Source organism: Buchnera aphidicola (Nurudea yanoniella) (assembly GCA_039829995.1).
GTDB lineage: Bacteria > Pseudomonadota > Gammaproteobacteria > Enterobacterales > Enterobacteriaceae > Buchnera_B > Buchnera_B aphidicola_AV.
On the sequence record CP140036.1, the window covers coordinates 90,290 to 106,738 of the forward strand.

At 25.9% G+C, this 16,449-nt stretch carries 14 protein-coding genes; 12 read left to right on the top strand and 2 right to left on the bottom strand.

Annotated features, from left to right (window positions below; translation table 11 throughout):
* The first annotated feature begins 53 nt into the window (after nt 1–53).
* On the top strand, nt 54–2,057 hold the full coding sequence (tkt, locus tag U0T64_00435; protein ID XBC41343.1) for a transketolase: 2,004 nt from the start codon (nt 54–56) through the stop codon (nt 2,055–2,057).
* 175 nt (nt 2,058–2,232) lie between these two features.
* Entirely contained in the window at nt 2,233–3,360 is a 1,128-nt protein-coding gene (gene dapE / locus U0T64_00440) for a succinyl-diaminopimelate desuccinylase (protein ID XBC41344.1), read from the top strand.
* A 275-nt stretch (nt 3,361–3,635) separates the two neighbouring features.
* Here dapE and dapA read toward each other — a convergent pair whose 3' ends face one another.
* Together dapA and aroC are read right to left on the bottom strand one after the other, a co-directional pair.
* Entirely contained in the window at nt 3,636–4,523 is an 888-nt protein-coding gene (gene dapA, locus U0T64_00445; protein ID XBC41345.1) for a 4-hydroxy-tetrahydrodipicolinate synthase, read from the bottom strand.
* A 520-nt stretch (nt 4,524–5,043) separates the two neighbouring features.
* Nucleotides 5,044–6,108 (bottom strand): chorismate synthase, encoded by a 1,065-nt coding sequence (gene aroC / locus U0T64_00450; protein ID XBC41346.1) that lies wholly within the window; start codon nt 6,106–6,108, stop codon nt 5,044–5,046.
* A 382-nt stretch (nt 6,109–6,490) separates the two neighbouring features.
* Here aroC and smrB point away from each other — a divergent pair, with 382 nt between their 5' ends.
* The 10 genes from smrB to gndA all read left to right on the top strand — a co-directional run bounded on the left by smrB (nt 6,491) and on the right by gndA (nt 16,273).
* Nucleotides 6,491–7,024, top strand: coding sequence for an endonuclease SmrB (smrB, locus tag U0T64_00455; protein XBC41347.1), 534 nt, complete (start codon nt 6,491–6,493; stop codon nt 7,022–7,024).
* A gap of 651 nt (nt 7,025–7,675) precedes the next feature.
* On the top strand, nt 7,676–8,575 hold the full coding sequence (hisG, locus tag U0T64_00460; GenBank protein XBC41348.1) for an ATP phosphoribosyltransferase: 900 nt from the start codon (nt 7,676–7,678) through the stop codon (nt 8,573–8,575).
* Between the two features lie 4 nt (nt 8,576–8,579).
* Nucleotides 8,580–9,881, top strand: a complete 1,302-nt coding sequence (gene hisD, locus U0T64_00465) for a histidinol dehydrogenase (protein XBC41349.1) — start codon at nt 8,580–8,582, stop codon at nt 9,879–9,881.
* The gene (hisC, locus tag U0T64_00470) at nt 9,878–10,963 is read left to right on the top strand and encodes a histidinol-phosphate transaminase (GenBank protein ID XBC41506.1); all 1,086 of its coding nucleotides are present in this window, start codon (nt 9,878–9,880) and stop codon (nt 10,961–10,963) included. Before hisD ends, hisC begins: the two co-directional genes overlap by 4 nt.
* A gap of 9 nt (nt 10,964–10,972) precedes the next feature.
* Complete coding sequence (gene hisB, locus U0T64_00475; GenBank protein XBC41350.1) at nt 10,973–12,043, top strand: bifunctional histidinol-phosphatase/imidazoleglycerol-phosphate dehydratase HisB; 1,071 nt, start codon at nt 10,973–10,975, stop codon at nt 12,041–12,043.
* Nucleotides 12,043–12,639, top strand: coding sequence for an imidazole glycerol phosphate synthase subunit HisH (gene hisH / locus U0T64_00480; protein XBC41351.1), 597 nt, complete (start codon nt 12,043–12,045; stop codon nt 12,637–12,639). The genes hisB and hisH overlap by 1 nt, the downstream gene beginning before the upstream one ends.
* Nucleotides 12,636–13,370: a 1-(5-phosphoribosyl)-5-[(5-phosphoribosylamino)methylideneamino]imidazole-4-carboxamide isomerase gene (gene hisA / locus U0T64_00485; GenBank protein ID XBC41352.1), complete on the top strand. Its 735-nt coding sequence runs from the start codon at nt 12,636–12,638 to the stop codon at nt 13,368–13,370. Before hisH ends, hisA begins: the two co-directional genes overlap by 4 nt.
* Entirely contained in the window at nt 13,352–14,128 is a 777-nt protein-coding gene (hisF, locus tag U0T64_00490; GenBank protein ID XBC41353.1) for an imidazole glycerol phosphate synthase subunit HisF, read from the top strand. The genes hisA and hisF overlap by 19 nt, the downstream gene beginning before the upstream one ends.
* Nucleotides 14,122–14,760 carry a bifunctional phosphoribosyl-AMP cyclohydrolase/phosphoribosyl-ATP diphosphatase HisIE gene (gene hisIE, locus U0T64_00495; protein XBC41354.1) on the top strand — a complete coding sequence of 213 codons (639 nt, stop codon included), beginning with the start codon at nt 14,122–14,124 and terminating at the stop codon, nt 14,758–14,760. The genes hisF and hisIE overlap by 7 nt, the downstream gene beginning before the upstream one ends.
* 88 nt (nt 14,761–14,848) lie before the next feature.
* Nucleotides 14,849–16,273, top strand: coding sequence for an NADP-dependent phosphogluconate dehydrogenase (gene gndA / locus U0T64_00500; protein ID XBC41507.1), 1,425 nt, complete (start codon nt 14,849–14,851; stop codon nt 16,271–16,273).
* Nucleotides 16,274–16,449 lie beyond the last annotated feature (176 nt).

The following is a 16,449-nucleotide window of genomic DNA, read 5'->3' on the forward strand; positions in this document are numbered from 1 at the left end:
TATGTAACATATTTAGATGTTCATTAATTTTAATAGTAAATTAAGGAATAATTATGTATTCAAGAAGAGAGTTATCTAATGCTATTAGATTTTTAAGTATTGATGCAGTGCAGAAAGCACAATCTGGACATCCAGGAATGCCTATGGGTATGGCAGATATTGCTGAAGTTTTATGGAGAGATTTTTTAAAACATAATCCATGTAATCCATTATGGGATAATAGGGATCGTTTTATTTTATCTAATGGCCATGGATCTATGTTGTTATATAGTTTATTGCATCTTACTGGATATAATGTATCGATTGAAGAATTAAAAAATTTTAGACAATTAAATTCCAAAACTCCTGGACATCCCGAACTTGGACATACACCAGGAATAGAAGTCACTACTGGACCTTTAGGACAAGGTCTAGCAAATGCAGTAGGAATAGCAATAGCTGAACGTACTTTAAGTTCAATTTTTAATAAACCAAGTTTCAATATAATAGATCATTATACTTGGGTATTTATTGGAGATGGATGCTTAATGGAAGGAATTTCGCATGAAGTATGTTCTTTAGCTGGAACTTTAAAATTAGGAAAATTAATTGTATTTTATGATAATAATCGCATTTCAATTGATGGAAAAGTTGTTGATTGGTTTTCGGATGATACAGAAAAACGTTTTAAATCTTATAATTGGCATGTTGTTTCCGAAATAGATGGACATAATTCTCAAGCTATTTCTGATGCAATAAAAGAGTCTATTTTAGTTAAAGATCGACCTTCTTTAATTATTTGTAAAACCATTATAGGTTTTGGTTCACCTAATAAATCAGGAACATCAGAGTTACATGGAGCTCCTTTAGGAGAATCAGAAGTCAATTTGACGAGGAAAAATTTGAAGTGGAATTTTCCTTCGTTTTTTATACCTAAACATATTTATGAAAATTGGAATTTTATTTCTCAAGGGAAAATATTAGAAGATAATTGGAACGATATGTTCATAAGATATAAAGAAAAATATCCTGAATTAGCATGTGAATACACTCGGCGTATTCGACGTGTTTTACCAGATATGTGGAATAAAAATTGTAAAAAATTTATTGATAAATTATGTTGTAATATTAAAAATATAGCTACTAGAGTAGCTTCTCAAGGTTCTTTAGAATTTTTTTGCAAGTTATTACCTGAAATGATAGGTGGTTCTGCTGATTTATCACCGAGTAATCTTAGTATGTGGTCTGGTTCACAATCTATAAAAAAATATTCTTTTGGTAATTATATTCATTATGGAGTACGTGAATTTGGGATGACTGCTATCGCAAATGGATTGTTCCATCACGGGGGATTTATTCCTTATACTTCTACATTTTTAGTCTTTTCTGATTATGCAAAAAATGCTATACGCATGGCTGCGTTGATGAAGACTCAACATATTTTTATTTATACTCATGATTCTATAGGATTAGGAGAGGACGGTCCTACACATCAACCTATAGAGCAAATATCTACTTTACGTTTAATTCCTAATGTAATTGTATGGAGACCATGTGATCAAGTAGAAACTGCAATGGCTTGGAAATCAGCATTAGAAAATAAGTCTGGTCCTACAGCATTAATTTTATCTCGTCAAAATTTATTGCAAGTGTCTAGAAAAAAAACTGAAGTTAATAATATTTTTCGAGGTGGATATATTTTAGAAAATTATAATTGTAGTGATAATGTTGATGCAATAATTATTGCTACTGGATCTGAAATTAATATTGCTACCTCAGTATATTCTATATTAATACAAAAAGGATATCGTATTAGAATAGTTTCTATGCCATCAACTAATATATTTGATTTACAGGATAAAAATTATAAAGAATCGGTATTACCTGCATTTGTTACTAAACGTATTTCTATAGAAGCTGGAATAACTGATTATTGGTATAAGTATATAGGATTAAATGGATTGGCAATTGGAATTGATTCTTTTGGAAAATCAGCTCCATATAGCGAATTACTGGAAGATTTTGGATTTGGTGTTAACGTTATTGTAAAAAGAATAATAAATTGGCTGAATGGATAAAATTGTAATTTTTTTAAAAGTATTTATAATTTTTGAAGAAGGTATAAATAATTTCTTTTTTTTAATGTTTTAATTCTTTAGTTCATTAAAAAATTTTTTTATAAAATAATGTAATTTATATTGTATAAAATCGTCAAAATAGTAGGTATAATAATTATTTTTATAAGGAGTTTATGTGATTTGTTGTATCACAAATTTAACAAAAAAGCTTGTTTCTATTCCCTCAATAAGTCCATTAGATTTGGGATGTCAAAAGATAATATCAAAACGACTCATTAATATAGGATTTTCTGTAGAAAATATGGATTTCAATGATACATGTAATATTTGGGCATATAGAGGAAAAGGTATTACTTTAGCTTTTTCTGGACATACTGATGTTGTACCTGTTGGAGATAGAAAAAATTGGAAATTTCCTCCTTTTGTTCCCACTATATATAAAGGATTTTTGTTTGGTCGAGGTGTAGCTGATATGAAAGGAGCATTAGCAGCAATGATTGTTGCTGCTGAAAAGTTTGTTCAGAAACATCCTAATCATTCTGGTCGATTAGCTTTTTTGATAACTTCTGATGAAGAATCTAAAGCTACATGTGGAACTAAAAAAATAATTGAAAATTTGATTTTGAAAAAAGAAAAAATTGATTATTGCTTAATAGGAGAGCCATCTAGTGTGAAACATTTAGGAGATGTTATTAAGCATGGGCGACGTGGATCTTTAACAGCGTTTTTATATATTTATGGAATTCAAGGACATATTGCATATCCTGAATTAGCAAATAATCCAATTCATAGTGTTTTGCAGTTTTTGTCAAATCTTTTATCTATTAATTGGGATTGTGGAAACGAATTTTTTCCTCCAACAAGTTTACAAATTTATGAAATTCAATCTGGTTCTCATAGCGATAATATGATACCCAACAAATTATTAGTTAAATTTAATTTGCGTTTTGGAAACATCATTACTATTAATGATATTAAACAAGAAGTACAAAAATTGCTAAAACACTTTGATTTGAAACATAGTATACAATGGAAATTGAACGCAGAACCTTTTCTTACTAAATCTGGATTTTTAATTAATACGGTAGAAAATATTATTAAAAATGCATGCGGAATTGTTCCAAAACTATTGACTACTGGGGGCACATCTGATGGGCGTTTTATTAGCAAGATTAGTCCCCAAATATTAGAACTAGGTTTAATTAATAAAACTATACATCAATTAAATGAAAATGTTAAAATTTTAGATTTACAATTATTAAGTATGATATATGAAAAAATAATTGAAAAATTACTTTTGTAATTTTAATGTATAAATGTATGTAATCAAATGTTAAATATTTTGGTTAAATTTAAAGCAACAGAGTATCAAATATTTTAACACCCTGTTTTTAAATTAAAATTAGTGCAAAATTTAATGTGTATTTTTATTGATATGTTAGAAATTTTTAAAACGTTTTTATTGCTTATCCATTTTATTATAATGTTTAAATTTATATTTTTGAATTTTTTGTATACTCTATTATTAAATATTTTTACATTTGTTTTAATTTATTAATATTGTTCAAGTAAATGAGATTATTTTGTTTTAAAAGTAGTTAAATAGTTTAAAGATTTTTCAAGAATTAAACGTGTTTTTTTAGAAATAGAAGTTAGTGGTAAGCGTAGTGTACTTGTTTTAATCAATCCAATTTTTTTTGCTAACCATTTTATAGGAATAGGATTAGGATCTTTAAATAAATCAAGATGTAATGACATTAAACGATTGTTTAACAATCGAGCTGATGCAAAATCATTTTTGAGAGCAAAGTTACAAAGTTTAGCCATTTCTTTTGCTGCTATGTTAGCAGTAACTGATATAACTCCCTGTCCTCCTAATTGCATGAAATCTAACGCTGTAGAGTCGTCACCACTAATTAGTAAAAAATCATTACTTACTAAATTTTTTATTTTTTGTACTCTTGACAAGTCCCCAGTAGCTTCTTTAATGCCTATTATATTATGTAATTCTGATAATTTAGCTACTGTTTTTGGAATTAAGTCGCAGCCGGTTCGTTTAGGAACATTATATAAAATTTGAGGCAAATTTGTGTTATTTGAAATCGCTTTAAAGTGTTCATATAATCCGATTTGTGTAGGACGATTATAATAAGGAGTAACAGTTAAACAAGCAGATATTCCAGATGACTCAAATTTTTTGGTTAATGAAATAGCTTCTGATGTTGAATTTGAACCCGTTCCAGCTATGATTGGAATTCGATTTTTAGATATTTTTAATGTCAGTATGATGACTTCAATATGTTCTTCTTGACTTAAAGTTGCTGATTCTCCGGTTGTTCCAACAGATACAATTGCTCTTGTTCCACTTTCAATGTGATAATTTATTAATTTTTGTAAACTTTCTTGACAAATATTGCCTTTTTTGTCCATTGGTGTTATAAGTGCAACAATACTTCCTTTAAACATTTTTAATTTCTCTTGTAAATTCTTTTTTTATTATTTTTATACAAATTTAGTATTTTAAAATGAAATAATTTAGTTATTTTAAAGTAGCTATTCTTGTTATTATAAAATTAAATTTAGAAACATCGTATCATGTATTTTCTATCTTTTGTGATAGATGATTGTTTTTATTTTATAAGGTTTATTCATTAGTATTTCATTAATAATTTTTATAAAATAGTTATTTTTTATCTTAATGTTTTATGAAAAAATTTTTTCAAATATAAAAGCATAATTTTGAATATATATATGAATTTTATGATTTAAGAAGAAAAATTTTTTTGTTTTCATAGTAACAATAATATATTTTATATATATTTAAAAATTTTTATGTTTCAGTTATAATTAATTTTTCAAATTATACAATAATTTTTTATAAAGTTAACTTAAATTAAAATATATTAAATAGTTATTTTTATATGAATTTACAGATATTTTTTAAAAATTTTTGTAAAAATTTTTAAATAAAATCACATTTATATTTTCATATTGTTTTGCATTGTGCGCGATATCGTAATATATGATCCATAATTGTTATAGCTACCATTGATTCTGCTATTGGAATGGATCTTAATCCTACGCAAGGGTCGTGACGTCCTTTTATAGTAATTTTATTTTCTTTTCTATTTTCATCGATAGTTTGTCCTATTTTTTTTATGCTCGATGTTGGTTTTAAAGCTATTTTTGTTATAATATTTTGCCCATTGCTAATCCCCCCTAATATACCTCCAGAATTATTGCTTAAAAATCCATTTTTATTCATTTCGTCGCGATGTTGGCTTCCTTTCTTATTAATAACTGAAAATCCTTCTCCAATTTCAACACCTTTTACAGCATTAATGCTCATTAATCCGTGAGCTAATTCAGCATCTAATCGATCAAAAACAGGTTCTCCTAATCCTAATGGAACTTTTTCAGATATGATTGTAACTTTTGCTCCAATAGAATCTCCTTCTTTTTTGAGATTTCTTATTAGTTGATCTATTTTTTCAATTTTTGTAGTATCTGGACAAAAAAATGGATTTTTTTCGACTTCATCCCATGATTTTAAATCACAAATAATATTTCCTATTTGTTCTAAGTATCCTCTAATTTGAATTCCGTAATATGTAAATAGATATTTTTTTGCTATAGCACCAGCAGCAACTCGCATAGCTGTTTCACGAGCAGATGATCTGCCTCCCCCCCGAGGATCTCTAATTCCATATTTTTTTTGATACGTATAATCAGCATGACCAGGACGGAATAAATGTTGTATGTCTTTGTAATCATGTGGTCTTTGATCAACATTGTGTATTATCAAACCAATACTCGTTCCTGTTGTCATGCCTTTAAAAACTCCAGATAATATTATAATACGATCTGGTTCAGATCTTTGCGTTGTATATTTTGATTGTCCTGGACGTCTTCTATTTAGTTCTTTTTGGATATCAAGTTCTGAAATTGTCATTCCCGGAGGCATTCCATCAATTATGCATCCTATTGATATTCCATGAGATTCTCCAAATGTTGTTACTCGGAAAAGTTTTCCTATGGTATTTCCAGCCATTTCGCGTTTCCTCTTTGTCTTTTGAGATATAATTTAATAGTTTTTATTTAAATGAATTTTGAATTATTATAATTTTTCAATTTTAGTTTAAACGTTTATAGGAAATATATCAATTTTAAGAGAGATTTTATTTTTAATATAATTAAGTATAGTTATAAATATTTTATGTTTAAAATTGTATTTTTATATTTAATAAATAGTATAAATTATATTTGAAATAATGTAATATTTTTAAGAGTTTGAAATAATGTCATATCTTTCAAAGATGGTTTTAATTGTTAAAAATTTTGCGAAAGTAATTTTTTAATTTTATTTACTAATTTTTTTGTAAAATGATCAAAATTAATATTAAAATATTAATATGTAATGGTAACTAATAAAAATGAGTAAAGATAATTTATTATGTCCTAAAGATTTATCTTTATTTTATAAAAGTATACATGGAGTGAAAAAAATTAGACAAGATACTCTATTTCATTCACGACGTTATAAGATAAAGAAAAATGTAATTTTAAAAAAAAATATTTGTGAGCAAGACGCTCATTGTCATTATTTTTCTTGTAACAAATCAACAATTTTATTGAATACAGATCCTATTTATTACATAAGAAGTAATAGTTATTTTGATGAGCTAAATAAACTTAGGTTGGGAGTATATGTTCCAGAAATTGTTTTAGATTTACATGGTTTAACGCAAAATCAAGCTAAAAGAAAACTAGGAGAACTGATTTATATTTGTTATAAAGAAAAATTTTTTTGTGCTAATGTAATTCATGGACATGGAAAAAACATTTTAAAGAAGCAAATTCCGTTATGGTTATCTAAACATCCTAGTATAATTGCTTTTCACAAAGCACCCAAAACGTTCGGTAATAGTGCAGCCATTCTTATTTTAATTGATATTAATATAAATTAATATTGCAAAAAAATACTGTATTTTACTTAGATATAATTTTAAAATTATTATTTAAATATAAAATAATACAACTGTTTAATATAATTTAACAAAATTATAAAACATATCTCAAGAATGTGTATGTTTTTCTTGTATTTAATTTTATTCAATATAGATATGTTTGAAATATGTGTGCATTATGTTCAGAATTCAACAATTGTAGAAATAAGATTATACTTTTAATGTTATAAAATTAATAGTTTGTTTTTTAATTATATATCTTAAAAATGTTGTGTTTAAAAATTAGTTTTGAGACTATATATTATAGTTATCTTTTTGAATTTATTTTGTAAATATTATTATTGTAATATTGAGTAATGTACAATGTTTTATATTTATCACATATTTAAAAATATATAATCTTAATAATTTTATATTTTATAAAAAATATTTTTAGAATTAAAATTTCAAAGTAATCAGTGTTTTTATATTTTAAATTTTTAAACGATAAATATTTAAAATCAGTTGTTTTAAGAAGGTTTTTTATTTTTTTTTGGAATATATATAAATTATATTTAAAATAATTTTTAGAAAATTTTAAAATGAATTATAGGAATAAATTTATATATTTAAAATATAAAATTATATTATAAATTCATGCAAGGATTAAATATGATTCATAATCATCGATTGCGTATAGTAATGCAAAAAACTGGAAGATTAAGTAATGATTCTAAAGATTTGCTAGCTCGTTGTGGTATTAAGATAAATCTATATAAACAAAAATTAATTGCTTTTTCTGAAAATATGCCAATAGATGTTATGTGTGTACGTGATGATGATATTCCTGGGTTAGTTATGGATGGTGTTGTAGATATAGGAATTGTTGGAGAAAATGTTTTAGAAGAAGAGGTATTAAGTCGAAAATTAAGATTAGATAGTATCGATTATATAAAATTAAGACGTTTAGATTTTGGAACTTGTAGATTATCTTTAGCTATACCTATTAATAGAAAATATATAGATATTTCTTGTTTAAATAATTCAAGAATAGCAACGTCTTATCCACATTTATTAAAAAAATATTTTGACGAAAATAATCTTACATTTAGATCATGTATGTTAAATGGATCAGTAGAAGTTGCTCCTCGTGCAGGATTATCTGATGCTATTTGTGATTTAGTATCTACTGGAGCTACATTGGAAGCAAATGGATTACGCGAAGTACAGGTTATATTTCGTTCTAAAGCTTGTTTAATTTGTAAAACAGGAAATATTTCTTTGGAAAAACAAAAAGTAATTAATACTTTAATGACTCGTATTCAAGGTGTTATTAAAGCTCGAGAATCAAAATATATTATGTTACATGCGCCTATAGGAAAGTTAAAAGAGGTTGTTAATTTATTACATGGTGCTGAACGTCCTACTATACTAAAATTGGCTGGAGATGATACTCGAGTAGCTATGCATATGGTTAGTAGTGAAACCTTATTTTGGGAAACTATGGAAAAATTAAAACTATTGGGAGCTAGTTCTATTTTAGTACTTCCAATTGAAAAAATGATGGAGTAATTGAATGTGGAATGATTTAGAAATTTTTAATTGGAATAATTATGATGTTGAAGATAAAAAAAAAATATTATCTCGACCTGTATTAAATAATCATAATTTCATAAAAGACCAGGTCCAAAAGATTATTTTTGATGTACAGAATTTAGGAGATCAAGCACTGTATAATTATACAAATATTTTTGACAAGATAAATTTAAATAAAATTAAAGTTAGCAAAAAAAATATAATTAATTCTGAATTATATATTTCAAAAAAAGTAAAAAAGGCTATAAAAGTAGCTTTTAAAAATATTAAGAAGTTTCATATTTTACAAAATATAAAAAATATTAATTTAAAAATTAATAAAAATATTATTTGCCAACATATAATACGTCCGATTGAGTCAGTAGGATTATATGTTCCGGGTGGTTCTGCTCCTCTTGTTTCTACAGTATTAATGTTAGCAATACCAGCTAGTATTTCTGGATGTAAAAGAATAGTACTTTGTTCTCCTCCTTTTATTACAAATGAAATATTATATGTGAGTAAACTTTGCGGTATTCAAGAAATATTTCAAATTGGTGGAGCTCAGGCAATTGCAGCTTTAGGTTGTGGCACTGAAACTATATCAAAGGTTGATAAAATATTTGGTCCAGGTAATGCATATGTTACAGAAGCTAAAAATCAAATTAGTAAAATGTTTTATAATGTAAGTATTGACATGTTAGCTGGTCCATCTGAAGTATTAATTATTGCAGATGATCAAGCTAATTGTGATTTTATTGCGTCTGATTTATTATCTCAAGCAGAACATGATAATTTTTCCCAAGTCTTATTAGTCACTTATAATGAAGAATTAGCTCAAAAAGTATTGAATGCAATTAGAAAACAAATCAAATCTTTATCAAGATATGAAATTATTGTGAAAGCATTAAAAAATAGTAAAATTATTATAACAAAAGATTTACATCAGTGCTTTGAAGTATCTAATTTATATGCTCCTGAACATTTAATGATTCAATGTAAAAATTCACAAAATTTTTTAAAATATATTATAAATGCTGGTTCTATATTTTTAGGTAGTTGGTCTCCTGTAGCTGTAGGAGATTATGCAACTGGAACGAATCACGTTTTACCTACTTATGGTAGTTCTAATGTTTGTTCTGGTCTTAGTTTAATAGATTTTCAAAAGAGAATCTCCATACAGAAGTTAAATAAGCAAGGATTACAAGATATTTCTTCCACTGTTATATCTTTGTCTACAGTAGAAAAATTAGATGCTCATAGAAATTCAGTTAAGATTAGGTTATCTTTGGATAAATTATAATTATGAATATTGAAAATTTAGTTCGTAAAAATATATTAGAATTAATACCTTATCAATCTGCTAGAAGAATTGGAGGAAAAGGTAATATATGGCTTAATGCAAATGAGTTTCCAATGTCTAGTGATTTTCAATTAGGTAATATATCTTTAAATCGTTATCCAGAGTGCCAACCAAAAAAGTTGTTATCATACTATTCTTCGTATGCAGGAGTGAGTAAAAAAAATGTATTGATAACGCGTGGTGCAGATGAATCTATTGAATTATTAATAAAGACATTTTGTGAGCCCAGATTTGATAAAATTATTTTTTGTCCTCCTACCTATGATATGTATAATATTAGTGCAAAAATAGTTGGTGTTGAAAGTTATCCAATTCCATTATTAAATTTTTCTTGGCAATTAGATATGGATAATTTAATAACATGTATTGGAAATTTTAAGTTAATTTATATATGCCGCCCTAATAATCCTACTGGAAATTTGATTAATGTTGAAGATATTATTGTTTTGTTAAGAAAAACTATAGGAAAGGCGCTAGTAGTAGTTGATGAAGCATATATTGAATTTTCTTTAGTAGATAGTTTAATAAGTTTAATTAAAATATATCCTAATTTAGTAATACTTAGGACTTTGTCGAAATCATTTTCTTTAGCTGGATTAAGATGTGGTTTTACGATAGCTAATTCTGGTATTATACATTTTTTATTAAAAGTTATAAATCCTTATCCTATTTCTATTCCTGCAACAAATATAGCTATCCATTTTTTGAATGAAAAGCATGTTAATGAAATGAAAAAAAAAGTTATCTGTTTAAATTCAAATCGGTCTTGGTTTATAAATAAATTAAGTTCTATGAAAAATTGTATAGATCATGTATTTAATAGTGTTACTAATTATGTTTTAATTCGTTTTTATAATTCTAAAAATATATTTGAAATATTATTAAATTCAGGAATTGTTGTTAGAGACCAAAATGATAAATTCAATTTAAAAAATTGTTTAAGAATATCTATAGGAACTCAAAAAGAATGTCTAGAAGTTATTCGTGTTATTAAAAAATTTAATGATTTGAATGTTAGGTAAAGAAATAATATGAAAAATAAAAAAGTTTTGTTTATTGATCGTGATGGAACTTTAATTTCCGAACCTGTGATTAATTTTCAAGTAGATAATATGAATAAGTTAGTTTTTGAAAAACATGTTATTTCATCTTTATTTGAACTTAAAAAGTTTGGTTATATTTTTATTATGATTACTAATCAAGATGGATTGGGTTCTAAAAAATTTCCTTTTTCTAATTTTTTTGTTCCTCATAATTTTATGATAAATGTTTTTTTTTCTCAAGGCATAGTATTTGAAGATATTTTAATTTGTCCGCATGAAGAAAAGCATAATTGTCATTGTCGAAAACCTAAAACAGGATTAGTAAAAAATTGGTTACATAGTAATAAGTTAAATAAAAGTAAAAGCTATGTTATTGGTGATCGTGATTCGGATATGGTATTTGCAAAAAATATAGGGCTTACAGGATTACATTATGGGAAAAATGGATGTACGTGGGATACAATAAAAATTCAATTGATGAAAAAAAATAGATATGCACACATTATACGGAAAACAAAAGAAACAAAAATTGAAATAGAAGTATGGTTAGATCAAAAAGGAAGTAATTTAATTGATACTAAGTTGAGTTTTTTTAATCATATGTTAGAACAGATTGCTATTCATAGCAATATTACAGTCAGAATAGTATCTGAAGGTGATATTAATGTAGATGATCATCATACTATTGAAGATGTAGGAATTGTTTTAGGAAAAGCATTAAATCAAGCATTAGGTCAAAAAAAAGGACTTAATAGATTTGGATTTGTTTTACCGATGGATGAAAGTATTGGATATTGTTTATTAGATATTTCTGGTCGTCCTTTTTTAAAATTTGAATCTTGTTTTAAATTTCAATATGTAGGAGATATTAGTACAGAAATGATAGAACATTTTTTTAGATCTTTAGTTTTTTCTATGAAAGTTACTTTACATTTAAAAAGTACGGGAGATAATGATCATCATCGTGCTGAGAGTTTATTTAAAGCATTCGGAAGAACATTAAGACAAGCTATTCATATTAACGGAAAGGAACTTCCTAGTTCTAAAGGATTATTATAATGTATATTGTTATAGTTAATACTGGATGTTCTAATTTATCTTCTATAAGATATGCTATTAGAAGATTAGGATATAACCCAGTGATTAGTACTTCAAAACAAGCAATATTACGTTCTGATAAATTAGTATTACCTGGTGTAGGAACAGCTTTTTCGGTAATGAAAACATTAAAAAAATTAGATTTATTAGATTGTATTAAAACATTTCAAAAACCATTATTAGGAATTTGTTTAGGAATGCAATTATTAGCTAATTTTAGTGAAGAATCAAACGGTATAAATATGTTAGGTATCTTTAACTCTTCTGTACGTCTTTTAAGTTCTGATTGTTTTCCAATTCCTCATAATGGTTGGAATAATGTAGAAATATGTAAAAAAAATATATTGTTTGAAGATATTCCGAATAATTCTAAATTTTATTTTTTGCATAGTTATGCATTTTTTTTAAATAAATATACTACAACGCAAACATTATATAATACTTATTTTAGTGCTTCTATACAAAAAAATAATTTTTTTGGTGTACAATTTCATCCTGAAAAATCTGGGAAAATAGGCTTACAATTATTAAAAAATTTTTTGGAGATTAAAAGTTGATTATACCATCTATAGATATAATTAATGGAACTATTGTGAGATTGTATCAAGGAAAATACCATCGTAAAACTACTTATAAAGATAAAATATATGATATTTTTTCAAATCATCATTTGAAAGGAGCGAATTTTATACATCTAGTAGATCTTGATGGCGCTTCAGATCCTAAAAAAAAACAAATTAATGTTATTAAAGATATTTTATCTTATTCTAAGGTTAATTTACAAGTAGGAGGAGGAATCAGAAATAGCGAGGATTTAAAAATTTTATTTTCTTTAGGTGTAAAGAGAGTAGTAATTGGATCTTCAGCAGTATACGCTCCTGAGAAAGTGCGCTTTTGGCTGAAAAAATATGGTGGAGAGCGTATTGTATTAGCTTTAGATGTAAGAATTATCGATAATACTAGAGAAATAATAATTAATGCATGGAAAAAAACTTCAGGGATAAGTATAGAAGAATTGATAGATAAGTTTTTTTGTTCAGGTTTAAAACATGTGTTATGTACAGATACATCGCGTGATGGAACACTTTTAGGTCCTAATATTGATTTATATGCAGATCTTTCGAAATCTTTTAAAGATATTTATTTTCAAGCTTCTGGTGGAATTGGGTCTTTAAATGATATTATATTACTTAGAAAATCTGGAGTAAAAAGCGTCATTATAGGTCGTGCTTTGTTAGAAAAAAAAATTGATTTAGCAGAGGCAATTAAATGTTGGCAAAACGGATAATTCCATGTTTGGATGTTATGTCGGGATTCGTAGTAAAAGGTGTACGATTTAAAAGTCATAGAATTGTAGGAGATATAATTAAATTAGCAAAACATTATACCGAGCAAGGAGCTGATGAATTAGTATTTTATGATATCGAAGCTTCTCCAAAAAATAAGACAGTAGATAAAAAGTGGATCATGAAAATAGCAGAAATTATAGATATCCCCTTTTGTGTAGCAGGAGGAATTAAAAACATTTATGATGTTGAAAATATTTTATCTTATGGTGCAGATAAAATTTCTATTAATTCTCCAGCATTATCTGATCCTAACTTAATATATCAGATTTCAAAAAATTTTGGGAAGCAGTGCGTAGTTGTTGGAGTAGATTCTTTATTCAATGAAAGAAATAATTGTTATAGAGTGTGTCAATATACTGGCGATCAAGAAAAAACGGTCCAAACGAAATGGAGTACTTATGATTGGATTCAAGAAGTTCAAGAATTAGGAGCAGGAGAAATTGTTTTAAACGTTATGAATGAAGATGGAATGTGTAACGGATATGATTTACAACAACTTAAAATAATAAGAAATATATGTTCTGTTCCATTAATTGCTTCTGGTGGTGCAGGAAAATTAGAACATTTTTATGATGTATTTTCTAAATCTAAAGTTGATGGTGCATTAGCTGCTTCTGTATTTCATGAAAATAAAATTAATATAAGAGTATTGAAAGATTATTTAATTCGCAAAGGTATAGAAATTAGATTATGTTAAAAAATATAGATCTTTATGATATTAATTGGAAAAAAGTTCATGGGATGGTTCCTGTTATAGTACAACATAATATTTCTGGTGAAGTATTAATGCATGGAATTATGAATCAAGAGGCTTTTTTGACAACAAAAAAAAATTTTTATGTTACTTTTTATTCGCGTACAAAACAGAGACTTTGGACAAAAGGAGAAAAGTCTGGAAATTATTTGCAAGTAAAACATATAATTCTTGATTGTGATCAAGACGCGTTGTTAATTTTAGCATATCCTAAAGGAAATACATGTCATTTAAATAATACGAGTTGTTTTAAGTCTCCGATTCCAGATTTAACTTTTTTTTATACTTTAGAAAACGTATTAAAAAATAAACGATTAAATTTTTCGAATGATTCTTATACTTCTCGTTTACACAATATGGGGATTAATAGAATATCTCAAAAAGTAGCTGAGGAAGCAGCAGAAACAGTAATTGCAGCTATTACAAAAAATAAGATAGATTTAGTTAATGAAGCCACTGATTTAATTTATCATTTATTAGTATTGTTACATCATTGTAATTTAGATTTTCGTTCAATTATTATTAATTTAAAAAAAAGAAGAAATTATCGATGTGACGTAAAGGAAAATATATAATTTGTCAATATGTAAATATATTTTTTTATATACGATAATTTGTCATTTCTTTATATATGTTAATATATTCAGTGTGGGATTTAAAATGGTGAAAAAAAAACAGGTAGGTGTTTTTGGAATGGCAATTATGGGTCGTAATTTAGCTTTGAATATTGCAAGAAATGGATATACTGTTTCGGTATTTAATAGATCTTCTGAAGTTACTAAAGATTTTGTTTTAAATAATTTCGAAAAAAATATATTTCCTTGTTTTTCGATTAAGGAATTAGTTCTTTCTCTTGAGAAGCCTCGATGCATTTTTTTAATGATTAAATCAGGCATTGCAACTGATTCGATAATTGCTGCATTAAAAAAATATTTAAGTAAAGGCGATATTATTTTTGATGGAGGAAATACTTTTTATAAGGATACTATTCGTAGAAATTATGAATTATTACAATATGGATTTCATTTAATAGGAGCAGGTATTTCAGGTGGCGAATATGGTGCATTGCATGGTCCAGCAATTATGCCAGGAGGAAATAAACAAGTTTATAACTATATTTCTCCTTTATTAGAAAAAATTTCAGCTAAGTTTGAAGGAAAACCATGCGTTAGTTACATTGGTTTGGACGGATCGGGTCATTACGTTAAAATGGTTCACAATGGAATTGAATATGGCGATATGCAATTAATAGCAGAATCTTATTTTTTAATTAAAAATTTATTGAATATAAGTAATGAAGAATTATCAAATATATTTTCAAAGTGGAATCAAGGTGAATTAAATAGTTATTTGATATCAATTACAAAAGATATTTTAATTAAAAAAGATAGTAATAATAATTATATATTAGATTATATATTAGATGAGGCCTGCAATAAAGGGACAGGAATGTGGTCGATTCAAAGTGCATTAACTTTGAATGAACCTTTAACTTTAATTACTGAATCAGTGTTTTTCCGTTATCTTTCATCGTTAAAATCTCAACGTTTGTTAGCTTCTAAAGTTTTATTAGGACCTAAGATTTGTAATTTTAAAAAATATAACAAATCTGATTTGATTGAACATATTAGAAGAGCTCTCTATTTAGGAAAGATTATATCTTATTCTCAGGGATTTTCGCAATTAAATAGCGCTTCCAAGAGATATAATTGGAATTTAGAATGTTCAGAAATAGCTAGAATATTTCAGTCCGGATGTATTATTCGTGCAAAATTTTTAAAATATATTAATCGAGCATATTTAGAAGACAAATTTATTGTTAATTTACTATTAAATTCTTATTTTAAAAATATTGCTAATGATTATCAAAATTCGCTTAGATATATTGTTTCTATTGCAATTAAATGTGGAATTCCAATACCTGCATTATCTTCTGCAGTTACATATTTTGATTGTTATAGATCATCTATTTTACCTGCAAATTTAATTCAAGCTCAACGAGATTATTTTGGAGCACATACTTATAAGCGTATTGATAGTTCTGAATTTTTTCATACTAATTGGATAAAAGATGATAGTGAGTTGTAGTTTTTTTAAATTATTTTTTATATATTTTTATAAAGTATTTTAAATATTTTTGAATAATTTAAATTAATTTTTTGATATTATATATTAAATATAAACAGTATAAATTTATATTATTATTAAACATATATTTGAATGTATTAAAATAATTTATTTGTATATTTTAATATTTATTATTT